We start from the raw sequence: 13,144 nt of genomic DNA, 5'->3' as shown, positions 1-13,144 counted from the left end.
TCACACTGTGGCGTAATCATAAAAAACCTGTACCGGAGAAGACCATGCCACGCTCGTTACACAACACAGACACCGCCCTCAACGCCGAGAATTTGCTGCGCATGCCTGCGGAGTTTGGCTGCCCGGTCTGGGTTTACGACGCACAGATCGTTCGAGAAAAAATCGCCGCGCTGCATCAGTTTGATGTGGTGCGTTTCGCTCAGAAAGCGTGCTCAAACATCCATATCCTGCGCCTGATGCGCGAGCAGGGTGTCAAAGTCGACTCCGTATCGCTGGGGGAGATCGAACGTGCCCTGGCGGCGGGTTATGATCCGCAAGCCGATGGCGATGCCATTGTGTTTACTGCCGATCTGATCGACAGCGAAACCCTGGCCCGCGTGCATGAACTGCAGATCCCGGTTAACGCGGGCTCGGTAGATATGCTTGCCCAGTTAGGGGAGGTTTCGCCTGGCCATCGCGTCTGGCTGCGCGTTAACCCCGGCTTTGGCCATGGCCACAGTCAGAAAACGAATACCGGCGGCGAGAACAGTAAACACGGCATCTGGTATAGCGATCTGCCGGTGGCGCTGAAGGTATTGCAACAGTACAACCTGAAGCTGGTGGGCATTCACATGCACATTGGTTCTGGCGTCGATTACGGCCACCTGGAGCAGGTATGCGGTGCCATGGTGCGTCAGGTCATGGATTTCGGGCAGGATCTGGAAGCGATCTCCGCGGGTGGCGGCCTCTCTATTCCGTATCGTGAAGGGGAAGAGGCGATCGATACCGATCACTATTACGGTCTGTGGAGCGCCGCGCGTGACAAAATTGCCGCTCACCTCGGCCATCCGGTAAAGCTGGAGATCGAACCTGGGCGTTTCCTGGTGGCTGAGTCCGGCGTATTGGTGGCACAGGTGCGTAGCGTCAAGACAATGGGTAGCCGCCACTTCGTACTGATCGACGCAGGATTCAACGATCTGATGCGAGCGGCAATGTACGGCAGCTATCATCACATTACCGCGCTGGCCGGCGACGGGCGCGATTTAACCCAGGCAGAGCAGGTAGAAACCGTGGTTGCCGGACCGCTGTGTGAATCCGGTGATGTCTTTACCCAGCTGGAAGGCGGCAAGGTCGAAACCCGTTCGCTGCCCGCCGTGGTACCGGGAGATTATCTGGTACTGCATGATACGGGGGCCTACGGTGCGTCGATGTCTTCTAACTACAACAGCCGCCCGCTACTGCCGGAAGTGCTTTTTGATAACGGCGCGGCACGCCTGATCCGCCGCCGTCAGACGATTCAGGAATTACTGGCGCTGGAACTCTTCTGATCATACTCCGGCCCTGGCGCGACGGAGTCCCGGATGACGAGCGTGCCGGTAAAGGGCGGGATCGCCTCGATCGGCTGGTCATTCGCCAGCCGGATTGCCTGATCGATAGCCGTGGTGATCATATTGTCGATCGGCAGATAGACGGTCGACAGGGCTGGCTCCAGCCATTTCGCGCAGGGGGCGTCATCAAAGCCGAACAGAGAGACATCCTGCGGAATACGCAGCCCCGCCTGGTGCAGCGCTTTCGATGAGCCCAGCGCCATATCGTCGTTACAGGCAAACAGGGCGGTAAACTTCACGTTTTCGGTAAGCAGTTCGCGGCAGAGTTCATAGCCCCGCGTCATCCCGGCGTCGCCATATTTTACCCGGCTCTCCTCCCACGCAATGCCGTGTTCTTCCAGCGCTTTACGATACCCCATCAGACGCGCTTTCCCGGTCGGCGTATGGATCGGTACCGTCATACAGGCGATCTCCCGATGCCCCTGGCGAATCAGATAATCCACGGCTTTATACGCCGCATCCTGCTGCTCGAAGAAGACGCAGCGATCGCGGGCCTGGCTGACGTCACGGTTGATGACAATAAGCGGCATCTTCACGCTGTTGATCAGCGCCATAATGGCTTTTTCGCTCATATACCGGGTATAGAGCACGATGGCGTCGCACTGACGATCCGCCAGCATCTGCACGGCTTCCTGCTCCCGCTCGGGCGTGTCATGGCCATCTGTAACAATCAGCTGCTTGCCATGCGTTTCTGTCTGACGCGAGGCTTGTTGCAACAGGCGGCCAAAATAGAATCCGTCAAAGGTGGAAACCACCAGGCCAATACTGTTGCTGGTACGGTTAGCCAGCGAGCGGGCAAGAAAATTAGGGCGATAACCCAGCTCTTCCATCGCTTTGAACACTTGCTGCCGCGTACTCTCTTTTACCTGACCTGTGCCGTTCAGCACGCGCGATACAGTGGCTTTTGATACGCCCGCACGCAGTGAGACATCCAGCATTGTTGCCATTCGTTATTCCTGCTTTCCCGTTATAAAAGCAGTTTATCACAGACGTTCCGGCGCTTAAGCCGGGCGGGTAGGGCAAAACCCCCATCATGATCACGCTTTTTGCCACCCGCGGAATCGCGGGCGATAAGTGGTATACCAAAGTGTATCTAAATCACAATCTGGGATACCTCTTACCGCGTTGCGAGCCAAGTCACAGAACAATATGACGCTGAAAGCTATTTTTGGTATGCCAATAGTATCCGGCTGTACACCTTATTCAATAAAAGCCCTTTTACTGAGGTATTACCCCTATGGCCTTACAGGAAAAACTGATCGATTCTCTGGGCAGTTTCGCCACCAAGTTCAACAGTTATCGCTACATCATGGCGATAAAATCCGCTTTCATCACCTTAATGCCGGTCATCATCGTTGGGGCCTTTTCGGTGCTGATCTCCAATATGGTGCTGGATCCGAAAAACGGCCTGGCCAGCTTTCAGTCGCTCTCGTTCCTGGCGGCGCTAAAGCCCATCACCAGTGCGCTTAACTACGCCACCCTTAACTTCCTGAATATCGGCGCCGTGTTCCTGATCGGCGTCGAACTGGGGCGGATTAACGGCATTAAATCGCTCTTTCCGGGGCTGCTGGCGGTCATCTGCTTTATTTGCGTTACGCCAACGACGGTAGAGATGCTGGTGGATGGTGAAATGCACGTGGTAAAAGATGTGCTGCTGCGCCAATTCTCTGACACCCGCAGCCTGTTCCTCGGCATGTTTATCGCGATTCTGTCGGTAGAGATCTATTGCTGGCTGGAGACCCGTCCCGGGCTGAAGATCAAAATGCCCGACACCGTACCGCCTAACGTTTCTGCCTCTTTTTCTGCGCTGATCCCGGCGATCATCACCACCACCGCTATTGCTACATTCGGCTTTGTCTTCCATCAGCTGACCGGTATGTATCTGTACGATGCGGTTTATCAGGTGGTGCAACAGCCGCTTGAACGCGTGGTGCAAAGCCTGCCGGGCATTCTGCTGCTGATGTTTGTGGCCCAGCTGTTCTGGGTGATCGGCATTCATGGCAACCAGATGATCAAACCGATCCGCGAGCCGCTTCTGCTGGGGGCCATCACCGTAAATATGAGCGCGTTTGAGCAGGGCAAAGAGGTACCCAATATCATTACCATGCCGTTCTGGGATGTCTATATGAGCATCGGCGGCTCCGGCCTGACGATCGGGCTGCTGATCGCGGTGATGATCGCCACCAAACGTAAAGAGATGAAAGAGATCGCCAAGCTCTCGATTGGCCCCGGCATTTTCAATATTAACGAACCGGTGATCTTCGGTATGCCAATCATGCTCAACCCGATTCTGGCGATCCCGTTCATCATCACCCCATTGGTGACGGGCTCTATCGGCTATTTCGCCACCGTAACCGGTTTTGCCGGTAAAGCCGTGGTGATGGTGCCCTGGACGACGCCGCCGCTGATTAACGCCTGGCTCTCAACGGCGGGCTCGATGGGGGCGGTGATCACCCAGCTGATCTGCATTGTGACCGCGATACTTATCTATCTGCCCTTTGTGAAAATCGCCTCCCGCCGCGCAGAGATTGCCGCGCAGCAGGCCCAGAACCAGCAGGCGACCCATAACGCATGAGGATTTCATGAGCATAAAACGCATTAGCATCCCTCAGGATTTTATCCTGGGGGCGGCGGCCTCCGCCTGGCAGACTGAAGGCTGGAGCGGCAAGCGAGAGGGACAAGACTCCTGGATTGACCTCTGGTACAAAAATGATCGCCACGTCTGGCATAACGGCTATGGCCCGGCGGTGGCCACCGACTTCATCAACCGCTTCAGGGAAGACGTGGCGCTGATGAAACAGGCGGGACTGACCCATTACCGCACGTCCATCAACTGGTCACGCTTTTTAATCGACTATGAAAACGCCGTGGTCGATGAGACCTACGCCGCCTGGTACGATGAACTGTTCGCCGAGATGCATCGCCAAGGCATTGAGCCGATGATCTGCCTCGAACATTACGAACTGCCTGGCACCCTGCTGGAGACCTACGGCGGCTGGGGATCGAAGCATGTGGTGGAGCTCTTCACCCGTTATGCAGAGCAGGTCTTCGCCCGTTATCACAAGGTCGTGAAGCGTTGGTTCACCTTTAACGAGCCGATCGTTGTACAGACTCGCGTCTATCTGGATGCGCTGCGCTGGCCCTACGAGCAGAACACCGGCACCTGGATGCAGTGGAACCATCACAAAGTGCTGGCGACGGCAAAGGTGGTGAAACTGTTTCGCGAAAAAGGCTACAGCGGAAGCGTGGGCTGCATACTCAACCCGGAGGTGACCTATCCGCGCTCACGCGCAGCGCATGACGTGCGGGCGGCAGAAATTTACGATCTCTTCTACAACCGGGTCTTTCTCGATCCGCTGGTTCACGGGCGTTACCCGCAGGCGCTGTTCTCCCTACTGGCACAGCACGATGTACAGTGGGAATACAACGAGCAGGAGCTGGCGCTAATTGCGGATAACACCGTCGATGAGCTGGGCATCAACCTTTACTACCCGCACCGGGTTAAGGCGCCCTCCAGAGCCTGGCATCCTGAGACGCCTTTCCATCCGGCCTATTATTACGAGCCTTTTGAGCTGCCGGGGCGGCGCATGAATAAATCCCGCGGCTGGGAGATTTATCCGCGCATTATTTATGACATGGCAATGCGCATCAAAAACGACTATCGCAACATCCCGTGGTTCGTTGCCGAAAGCGGGATGGGGGTCGAGAACGAGAGTCAGTTCCGCAACCGTGACGGAGTCATAGAAGATGATTACCGGATCACGTTCATCAGCGAACATCTTTATTACACGCTACTGGCGCGGGAAGAGGGAGCGAACTGTCACGGCTACATGCTGTGGGCGTTTACCGATAATGTCTCGCCAATGAATGCCTTTAAAAACCGCTACGGCCTGATTGAGATCGATCTCGATAATCAGCGCGCCCGGCGGCCCAAGAAGTCGGCGAGTTGGTTCCGCCAGCTGCGTGATGAGCGTGTGCTGGCGCTCATTCTCGACGAAGAATGGAAGTAGGCGAAGAGCGTGCCAGTTCTGGTAACATAGCGCACAAACTGGCCGGCAGGATGCCCGGCCGACGCATTAACAAAGAGTACAGGTGATAACGTGGATAAGGCTGTCGTCCCGGCGGAAAAGAAGCAGTACCAGGAGATTGGCGAGGATCTGCGCCTGCAGATCATCCAGGGGCACTATCCCGTGGGATCGCGCCTGCCGCCGGAGCGTAATATCGCGGAAACCTACGGGGTGAGCCGTACCATCGTCCGTGAAGCGCTACTGATGCTTGAACTACAGGGGACGGTGGATATTCGCCAGGGGTCTGGCGTGTATGTGATGCGCATTCCGGAAGAGCATGAAAACGAAGAAGAGCGTTTCCTCAATAGCGACGTCGGCCCGTTTGAAATCCTGCAGGCCCGGCAGTTACTCGAAAGCAATATCGCCGCTTTCGCCGCTAAAATGGCCACCCGCGCTGATATCGACAACCTGAGGCGGATCATTGAGCAGGAGCAGCGGGCGATTGCGGCTAATGATAATAGCCAGGACAACAATAAGATGTTCCACCTGGTGCTGGCGGGCGCCACGCAAAACCAGATGCTGCTGGCAACGGTCGAAAGCGTCTGGCATCACATGGACAGCAGTCCACTGTGGCAACAATTTAATGTGCATATTGCCAGTCGCGCCTATCGTCTGAAGTGGCTCGGGGATCGGCAGACGATCCTGGCGGCATTGCGTCGCCGCGACGTGATGGGCGCCTGGCAGGCCATGTTTCAGCATCTGGAAAACGTCAAAAAGAGCCTGCTGGAGCTTTCTGACGAAGACGCACCGGATTTTGACGGCTATCTGTTTGAATCGGTGCCGCTTTTCCAGGGCAAGCTGGTATGACTATTCAGCCTCTGTACGCCGCCCCCCAGCATGCGGGGCAGGTCGCGCAGTGGTTGTGGCAGGCCTTTGGTGAGGGATTACCGCAGGCATTCTTCGCCAGTATCGTCCAGCACAGCCAAACGCCCGGGGCACTGCCGCTGACCTTTATCGCCACCGACGGCGAGCGTCTGCTGGGCACAGTGGGGCTCTGGCGCTGCGATCTGATTAGCCGTCAGGATCTCTATCCGTGGCTGGCAGCGCTGTATGTGGATGAAGCCGCACGCGGACAAGGGCTGGCGGGACAACTACAGGATTATGTACGACGTTGGGCGAGAGAGGCCGGGTATCACGAGCTGCATCTCTGGTCTGCCTGCCGTGACTTTTACGAACGTTACGGCTGGCAGTATATCGGCGATGGGCTGGAGTACCCGGACAAAACGGTGCACCTCTACCGTTATTCGCTTACCGCCTCGGCGGGTGGCGTAACGGAGTGACGGCGCACCAGCGTCGGGCTAAAGACATGGGTGATTTCTGGCGGCTGGCGTTTCTCAGCAAGGGAAAGGGCCAGCTCTGCAGCCTGGGTTGCCATGGTGACAATCGGATAGCGCACGGTGGTCAGCCTTGGCCGCACATAGCGCGATATTAAAATGTCGTCGAAACCAATCAGCGAGATCTCGCCCGGCACCTCAACGCCATTATCGTTCAGCACCCCCATCGCCCCGGCGGCCATTGAGTCGTTATAACAGGCCACCGCGCTAAAATTACGTCCGCGTCCCAGCAGCTCGGTCATCGCCTGCTCCCCGCCGCTCTCATCGGGCTCGCCGTACGTGACCAGCCGATCATTGCAGGGCAGGCCGTTTTCACGCAGCGCGTCGTAATAGCCTTGCAGACGATCGTCAGCGTCTGAAATTTGATGGTTAGAGCAGAGATAGCCGATGCGCGTATGGCCTTGTTGAATAAGGTGGCGGGTGGCGAGCCAGGCGCCGTAGCGGTCGTCCAGCGCCACGCAGCGCTTCTCATAGCCCGGGATAATGCGGTTGATAATCACCATGCCGGGGATCTGCTTCATCAAATGAATGAGCTCTTCATCGGGCAATACTTTGGCGTGCACCACCAGCGCCGCGCAGCGATGGCGAATGAGTTGTTCAATGGCCTGGCGCTCTTTTTGCTCGCTGTGGTAGCCGTTGCCAATCAGCAGGAAATTACCGGTCTGGTAGGCAACCTGCTCCACGGCTTTCACCATGGCACCAAAGAACGGATCGGAGACATCGCCCACCACCAGACCGACGGTGTCGGTAGACTGCTGAGCAAGGGCGCGGGCATTGGCATTAGGGTGATAGTTGAGGGACTCCATCGCCGTCAGTACCGCCTGACGAGAGGCCTCGCTGGCTTTCGGGGAGTCATTGATAACGCGCGAGACAGTGGCGACAGATACTCCAGCCAGCCGGGCCACATCCTTAATTGTCGCCATTTAACACCTTCAGTATTGGGTAAGCGTTTACACACCTAACAGTGTTGCGGAAAAGCGAGGTCTATTCAAGCCTGGGAAAATCGTGGCGATCACAAAAGCAGGAGTTGTCACCGAAAACAGTGTAATCGTTACACGGCAAGGCGTTTCAGGAGCGTGTGATTATGAATCTTTGCTTACACTTTGGCGCAGGCTGTTGCGATTGTTCGCTGGCTGGCGTCCGGCCCCCCTTGCTACATTCTGGATCCCAGAGGTATTGATAGGTGGAATCAACGTCAGTTGATGAACCGCGTTACACCAGCCTGCGTTCTTACGCAGGTTTTTTTTTGCTTGTAACTCAATATGTAACAGGCGGCGGAAATATTCACACCTGGTTGCACTTAGGCTCATTCGCTTGCGTTTTCACGCTGGCGAAGCCCGTGCCCAACAGCCACAATCAAGATCCCAGAGGTATTGATTGGTGAGAATTCTTGGTACGTACTGCGTACTCATCTCTTGCACCAACCTGCGCAGATGCGCAGGTTTTTTTTTGTCCGGATATAGCTGTCGCCCCTGCCGCACTTCTCGTGTAATCTGCCACAATTTATAGTCATCCCATACATTGTCAGGGCAAAGGGAGTTGAAATGCTTTTTGGGTTTTTTCGCACACTCTTCCGTATTCTTTTCCGCATCCGCCTCACGGGCGATACTCAGGCGCTTCGCGCCGAGCGCGTACTGATCACACCGAACCACGTCTCATTTATTGATGGTATTTTACTGGCGCTGTTTTTGCCGGTGCGCCCCGTATTTGCCGTCTATACCTCCGTTAGCCAACAGTGGTACATGCGCTGGCTTACCAAAGTGATCGACTTCGTGCCGCTCGACCCCACCAAACCGATGATGATCAAACATCTGGTGCGTCTGATTGAGCAGGGTCGCCCGGTGGTGATCTTCCCCGAAGGGCGTATCTCTATTACCGGCTCGCTGATGAAAATTTATGACGGCGCGGGGTTTGTGGCGGCTAAATCCGGGGCAACCGTGGTACCGCTGCGTATTGAAGGGGCGGAGCTGACTTATTTCAGCCGTCTGAAAGGGTTGGTGAAACAGCGCCTTTTCCCGCGTATTAGCCTGCATATTCTGCCGCCTACTCATTTGCCGATGCCTGAAGCGCCCCGCGCCCGCGATCGCCGCAAAATTGCTGGTGAGATGTTGCACCAAATCATGATGGAAGCACGCATGGCGGTGCGTCCGCGCGAAACGCTGTATGAATCACTGCTCTCGGCCCAGTATCGTTATGGGGCGAAGAAGAATTGTATTGAAGACATCAATTTCGCGCCGGATACCTATCGCAAACTGCTGACCAAAACTCTGTTCGTAGGCCGCATCCTGGATAAATATAGCCAGCAGGGCGAAAAAATTGGCCTGATGCTACCGAACGCAGGGATCAGCGCCGCGGTGATTTTCGGTGCGGTCTCACGCGGGCGTATCCCGGCGATGATGAACTACACCTCCGGGGTGAAAGGGCTTACCAGCGCCATCACCGCCGCCCAGATTAAAACCATCTTTACCTCACGCCAGTTCCTCGATAAAGGCAAGCTCTGGCATCTGCCGGAACAGCTGACGCAGGTACGCTGGGTGTTCCTGGAAGATTTAAAAGCCGATGTCACAACCGGCGATAAGCTGTGGATCTTTGCGCACCTGCTGGCCCCGCGTCTTGCGCAGGTCAAACAGCAGCCAGAAGATGCGGCGATTATCCTGTTCACCTCCGGTTCTGAAGGCAACCCAAAAGGTGTGGTGCACAGTCATAAAAGCCTGCTGGCAAACGTAGAGCAGATTAAAACTATCGCCGACTTCACGGCAAAAGACCGCTTTATGTCTGCGCTGCCCCTGTTCCACTCTTTTGGTCTGACCGTTGGGCTCTTCACCCCACTGTTGACCGGTGCGGAAGTGTTCCTTTATCCGAGCCCGTTGCACTATCGCATTGTGCCGGAGCTGACCTATGACCGTAACTGCACGGTGATTTTCGGTACTTCGACCTTCTTGGGTAACTATGCTCGCTTCGCCAATCCGTACGACTTCCACCGGATTCGCTACGTGGTGGCGGGGGCGGAAAAATTGCAGGAGAGCACTCGCCAGCTTTGGCAGGATAAATTTGGCCTGCGCATTCTGGAAGGTTACGGCGTTACCGAGTGTGCGCCCGTCGTGTCGATTAATGTGCCGATGGCCGCGAAGCCGGGCACCGTCGGGCGTATTCTGCCGGGTATGGATGCACGTCTGATGGCCGTGCCGGGCATTGAAGAGGGGGGGCGGCTGCAGCTAAAAGGGCCGAACGTCATGAACGGTTATCTGCGGGTTGAAAACCCGGGCGTACTGGAAGCGCCGACGGCAGAAAACGTGAACGGCGAGGTCGAGACCGGTTGGTACGACACCGGGGATATTGTTCGTTTTGACGAACAGGGCTACGTGCAAATCCAGGGCCGGGCGAAGCGCTTTGCCAAAATTGCCGGCGAGATGGTGTCGCTGGAGATGGTTGTGCAGCTGGCTCTCTCTGTCTCTGCCGATAAACTTCATGCCACTGTCGTAAAAAGCGATGCCAGTAAAGGTGAGGCGCTGGTGCTTTTCACGACCGATAGCGAGCTCAGGCGCGAGCAACTGCTGCAGCATGCTCGCGAGCACGGCATTCCGGAGCTGGCGGTACCGCGTGATATCCGTTTCCTGAAACAATTGCCGGTGCTGGGCAGCGGGAAACCCGATTTTGTGACCCTGAAAGGGATGGTTGAAGAGGTGGAACAACCACATGCGTGAGTCAGTACACACTAACACTTCCCTGTGGTCGAAAGGGATGATGGCGGTGACCGCCGCCCAGTTCCTCTCTGCATTCGGCGATAACGCGCTGCTGTTTGCCACCCTGGCGCTGCTAAAAGAGCAGTTCTATCCGGACTGGAGTCAGCCGATCCTGCAGATGGTGTTTGTGGGTGCTTACATCGTTTTTGCCCCCTTTGTCGGGCAGGTGGCTGACAGCTTCCCGAAAGGCAGAGTGATGATGTTCGCTAACGGCCTGAAGTTGCTAGGCGCAGCCAGCATCTGTTTCGGCGTTAATCCCTTTATTGGCTATACGCTGGTGGGCGTGGGGGCGGCAGCTTACTCGCCGGCTAAGTACGGCATTCTGGGAGAGCTGACGACCGGCGATAAGCTGGTGAAAGCCAACGGCTTAATGGAATCCTCCACTATTGCCGCGATTCTGCTGGGATCGATGGCGGGAGGCGTGTTGGCCGACTGGCACGTGCTGGCGGCGCTGGGCGTGTGTGCCGTTGTCTATGCCGGGGCGGTGGTGGCAAACCTCTTTATTCCGCGCCTGCCGGTTGCCCGTCCGGGACAATCCTGGCGCTTTACGCCAATGACGGCCAGCTTCTTTAATGCCGTGCGCGTACTGTGGCATAACGGTGAAACCCGTTTTTCGCTGCTGGGAACCAGCATGTTCTGGGGGGCCGGGGTTACGCTACGCTTTCTGCTGGTTCTTTGGGTGCCAGTTGCGCTTGGTATCACGGATAACGCCACGCCAACCTATCTCAATGCGATGGTTGCGGTAGGGATTGTGGTGGGCGCTGGCGCGGCAGCCAAACTGGTGACGCTGCAAACGGTGGCGCGCTGTATGCCTGCGGGGATCCTTATCGGTGTGGCGGTGCTGTTCTTCACGTTACAACACGCGCTGTTGCCCGCCTATGCGCTGTTACTGCTGATCGGTATGTTCGGCGGTTTCTTTGTGGTGCCGCTCAATGCGCTCTTGCAGGAGCGCGGCAAGCACACCGTAGGGGCGGGGAATGCGATTGCGGTACAGAACCTGGGCGAAAATATTGCGATGCTGCTGATGCTGGGCCTTTATTCGCTGGCGGTGAAGGTGGGAGTGCCGGTGGTGGGTATCGGTGTGGGCTTTGGCGCATTGTTTGCGCTGGCGATTGCGGCGCTGTGGATTTGGCAGCGTCGGCGGTAAACCTGTGCGGGCTGATGCCTTCTCCATAAGGGAGAGGGCAGAGACGAAAACGGCAACCTCTGGGTTGCCGTTTTGCTTTTGTTATGGGGCGGGGTAGGTATAAACCTGATGCACCGCTTCAATCTCGGCTAACACCTCTTCACTCAATTCGAGATGCCAGCTTTCAACGTTGGTTTTCAACTGCTCCAGCGAGGTTGCGCCCAGCAAGGTGCTGGCAACAAACGGCTGACGGCGAACAAAGGCCAGCGCCATCTGGGCAGGATCCAGACCGTGACGTTTCGCGATATCGACATACGCCGCCACCGCTTTTTGCGACTGCTCGCCGCTGTAGCGGGTAAAGCGGCTAAAGAGGGTATTACGCGCCCCGGCAGGTTTCGCGCCGTTAAGGTATTTACCCGTCAGGGTGCCAAAGGCCAGACACGAGTAGGCGAGCAGTTCCACCCCTTCATACTGGCTCACTTCCGCAAGACCCACTTCATAGCTGCGGTTCAGCAGGCTATAGGGGTTCTGGATAGTGACGATACGCGGCAGATCATGCTTATCGGCCAGGTGCAGATAGCGCATCACGCCAAACGCGGTTTCGTTAGAGACACCGATATAACGGATCTTTCCGGCGCGCTGGCACTCGGTCAGCGCTTCCAGGGTTTCGAGCAGGGTCACCACCGGCGCGCTGTCGGCCCAGCTGTAACCCAGTTTGCCGAAACAGTTAGTTGGTCGCTGCGGCCAGTGTACCTGATAGAGGTCAAGGTAATCGGTCTGCAGACGCTTCAGGCTGGCATCCAGCGCTTCGCGAATGTTCTTGCGATCAAGGATCTGATTCGGGCGGATCCCGCTGTCATTGTTGCGTGACGGCCCGCTGACTTTAGAGGCGAGGACCAGCTTCTCACGGTTGCCATGCTTTGCCAGCCAGTTGCCAACATAGGTTTCCGTTAAGCCCTGAGTCTCGGGGCGCGGCGGCACCGGGTACATCTCTGCCACATCAATCAGGTTTATCCCCTGGCTGATGGCGTAGTCGAGTTGAGCATGGGCATCGGCTTCGCTATTTTGTTCACCAAATGTCATGGTGCCCAACCCCAGTTGACTGATTTCCAGTGAGCTATGGGGGATACGGTGATAATGCATAGCCGGCTTCCTTTATAGTGACTTATAAGATGGGTCAGGAACCTCCCGACAAAGGAATATAAACATGGCAGAGGGGAAGCAAAAGGGGAAGAGAAAAATCAAAAAGGCCAGCGGGCGCTGACCTTAATCTTTATCGTTCAATAATTTGTGAAACTTCATCGCGGTTAATCTGCATCGAATTTCCTTGCTGATCGCGGTAGCTCACCAGACCGGTATCATCGTCGACTTCGGGTTTGCCGTCAGTCAAAATCATCCGACCGTCCTTTGTCGCCATGACGTAATCGCTACTGCAACCAGAAACGGCAAACGCTAAACCAACAGCTGAAATGATCACTGCCCATTTTTTCATATCCACCCCCTTTAA

The 13,144-nt window shown here is 56.2% G+C and carries 11 protein-coding genes; 7 read left to right on the top strand and 4 right to left on the bottom strand.

Features of this window, described 5'->3' with window-relative positions; translation table 11 throughout:
- Positions 1 to 44: 44 nt before the first annotated feature.
- Positions 45 to 1,307: a diaminopimelate decarboxylase gene (lysA, locus tag JZ655_RS16825; protein ID WP_207292347.1), complete on the top strand. Its 1,263-nt coding sequence runs from the start codon at positions 45 to 47 to the stop codon at positions 1,305 to 1,307.
- Here lysA and JZ655_RS16820 read toward each other — a convergent pair.
- Entirely contained in the window at positions 1,277 to 2,314 is a 1,038-nt protein-coding gene (locus tag JZ655_RS16820; RefSeq protein WP_207292346.1) for a LacI family DNA-binding transcriptional regulator, read from the bottom strand. The two genes, lysA and JZ655_RS16820, sit on opposite strands and share 31 nt — an antisense overlap.
- A gap of 290 nt (positions 2,315 to 2,604) precedes the next feature.
- On the opposite strand from JZ655_RS16820, the gene JZ655_RS16815 reads away from it, so the two are divergent.
- From JZ655_RS16815 to JZ655_RS16800, 4 genes are all read left to right on the top strand, one after another.
- On the top strand, positions 2,605 to 3,942 hold the full coding sequence (locus JZ655_RS16815; RefSeq protein WP_040074187.1) for a PTS sugar transporter subunit IIC: 1,338 nt from the start codon (positions 2,605 to 2,607) through the stop codon (positions 3,940 to 3,942).
- A gap of 7 nt (positions 3,943 to 3,949) precedes the next feature.
- Positions 3,950 to 5,377, top strand: a complete 1,428-nt coding sequence (locus tag JZ655_RS16810; RefSeq protein ID WP_207292345.1) for a glycoside hydrolase family 1 protein — start codon at positions 3,950 to 3,952, stop codon at positions 5,375 to 5,377.
- Between the two features lie 90 nt (positions 5,378 to 5,467).
- A complete protein-coding gene (locus JZ655_RS16805) occupies positions 5,468 to 6,241 on the top strand; it encodes a GntR family transcriptional regulator (RefSeq protein WP_040074191.1) in 774 nt (257 codons plus the stop codon).
- On the top strand, positions 6,238 to 6,714 hold the full coding sequence (locus JZ655_RS16800) for a GNAT family N-acetyltransferase (RefSeq protein ID WP_207292344.1): 477 nt from the start codon (positions 6,238 to 6,240) through the stop codon (positions 6,712 to 6,714). The genes JZ655_RS16805 and JZ655_RS16800 overlap by 4 nt, the downstream gene beginning before the upstream one ends.
- Here JZ655_RS16800 and galR read toward each other — a convergent pair.
- Positions 6,675 to 7,691, bottom strand: coding sequence for an HTH-type transcriptional regulator GalR (gene galR, locus JZ655_RS16795; RefSeq protein ID WP_040074193.1), 1,017 nt, complete (start codon positions 7,689 to 7,691; stop codon positions 6,675 to 6,677). The two genes, JZ655_RS16800 and galR, sit on opposite strands and share 40 nt — an antisense overlap.
- Before the next feature lie 621 nt (positions 7,692 to 8,312).
- Between galR and aas the strand changes: the two genes are divergently transcribed.
- Positions 8,313 to 10,472 carry a bifunctional acyl-ACP--phospholipid O-acyltransferase/long-chain-fatty-acid--ACP ligase gene (gene aas, locus JZ655_RS16790; protein ID WP_207292343.1) on the top strand — a complete coding sequence of 720 codons (2,160 nt, stop codon included), beginning with the start codon at positions 8,313 to 8,315 and terminating at the stop codon, positions 10,470 to 10,472.
- Positions 10,465 to 11,658, top strand: a complete 1,194-nt coding sequence (gene lplT, locus JZ655_RS16785) for a lysophospholipid transporter LplT (protein WP_046887088.1) — start codon at positions 10,465 to 10,467, stop codon at positions 11,656 to 11,658. Before aas ends, lplT begins: the two co-directional genes overlap by 8 nt.
- Positions 11,659 to 11,739: 81 nt before the next feature.
- Here lplT and JZ655_RS16780 read toward each other — a convergent pair whose 3' ends face one another.
- Together JZ655_RS16780 and JZ655_RS16775 are read right to left on the bottom strand one after the other, a co-directional pair.
- Positions 11,740 to 12,780 (bottom strand): NADP(H)-dependent aldo-keto reductase, encoded by a 1,041-nt coding sequence (locus JZ655_RS16780; protein ID WP_207292342.1) that lies wholly within the window; start codon positions 12,778 to 12,780, stop codon positions 11,740 to 11,742.
- 130 nt (positions 12,781 to 12,910) lie between these two features.
- Positions 12,911 to 13,129, bottom strand: a complete 219-nt coding sequence (locus tag JZ655_RS16775; protein WP_040074197.1) for a YgdI/YgdR family lipoprotein — start codon at positions 13,127 to 13,129, stop codon at positions 12,911 to 12,913.
- Positions 13,130 to 13,144: the final 15 nt, after the last annotated feature.

This window comes from Leclercia pneumoniae (genome assembly GCF_017348915.1).
In the GTDB taxonomy this organism is placed as follows: domain Bacteria; phylum Pseudomonadota; class Gammaproteobacteria; order Enterobacterales; family Enterobacteriaceae; genus Enterobacter; species Enterobacter pneumoniae.
The sequence above is the reverse complement of the archived record's forward strand: the minus strand, read 5'-3'. Positions and strand labels throughout refer to the sequence as shown.

Excerpts from the sequence above, each read along its gene's own strand:
- lysA (WP_207292347.1), top strand. The coding sequence starts at position 45 with ATGCCACGCTCGTTACACAACACAGACACCGCCCTCAACGCCGAGAAT.
- JZ655_RS16820 (WP_207292346.1), bottom strand. The coding sequence starts at position 2,314 with ATGGCAACAATGCTGGATGTCTCACTGCGTGCGGGCGTATCAAAAGCC.
- JZ655_RS16815 (WP_040074187.1), top strand. The coding sequence starts at position 2,605 with ATGGCCTTACAGGAAAAACTGATCGATTCTCTGGGCAGTTTCGCCACC.
- JZ655_RS16810 (WP_207292345.1), top strand. The coding sequence starts at position 3,950 with ATGAGCATAAAACGCATTAGCATCCCTCAGGATTTTATCCTGGGGGCG.
- JZ655_RS16800 (WP_207292344.1), top strand. The coding sequence starts at position 6,238 with ATGACTATTCAGCCTCTGTACGCCGCCCCCCAGCATGCGGGGCAGGTC.
- galR (WP_040074193.1), bottom strand. The coding sequence starts at position 7,691 with ATGGCGACAATTAAGGATGTGGCCCGGCTGGCTGGAGTATCTGTCGCC.
- aas (WP_207292343.1), top strand. The coding sequence starts at position 8,313 with ATGCTTTTTGGGTTTTTTCGCACACTCTTCCGTATTCTTTTCCGCATC.
- lplT (WP_046887088.1), top strand. The coding sequence starts at position 10,465 with ATGCGTGAGTCAGTACACACTAACACTTCCCTGTGGTCGAAAGGGATG.
- JZ655_RS16780 (WP_207292342.1), bottom strand. The coding sequence starts at position 12,780 with ATGCATTATCACCGTATCCCCCATAGCTCACTGGAAATCAGTCAACTG.
- JZ655_RS16775 (WP_040074197.1), bottom strand. The coding sequence starts at position 13,129 with ATGAAAAAATGGGCAGTGATCATTTCAGCTGTTGGTTTAGCGTTTGCC.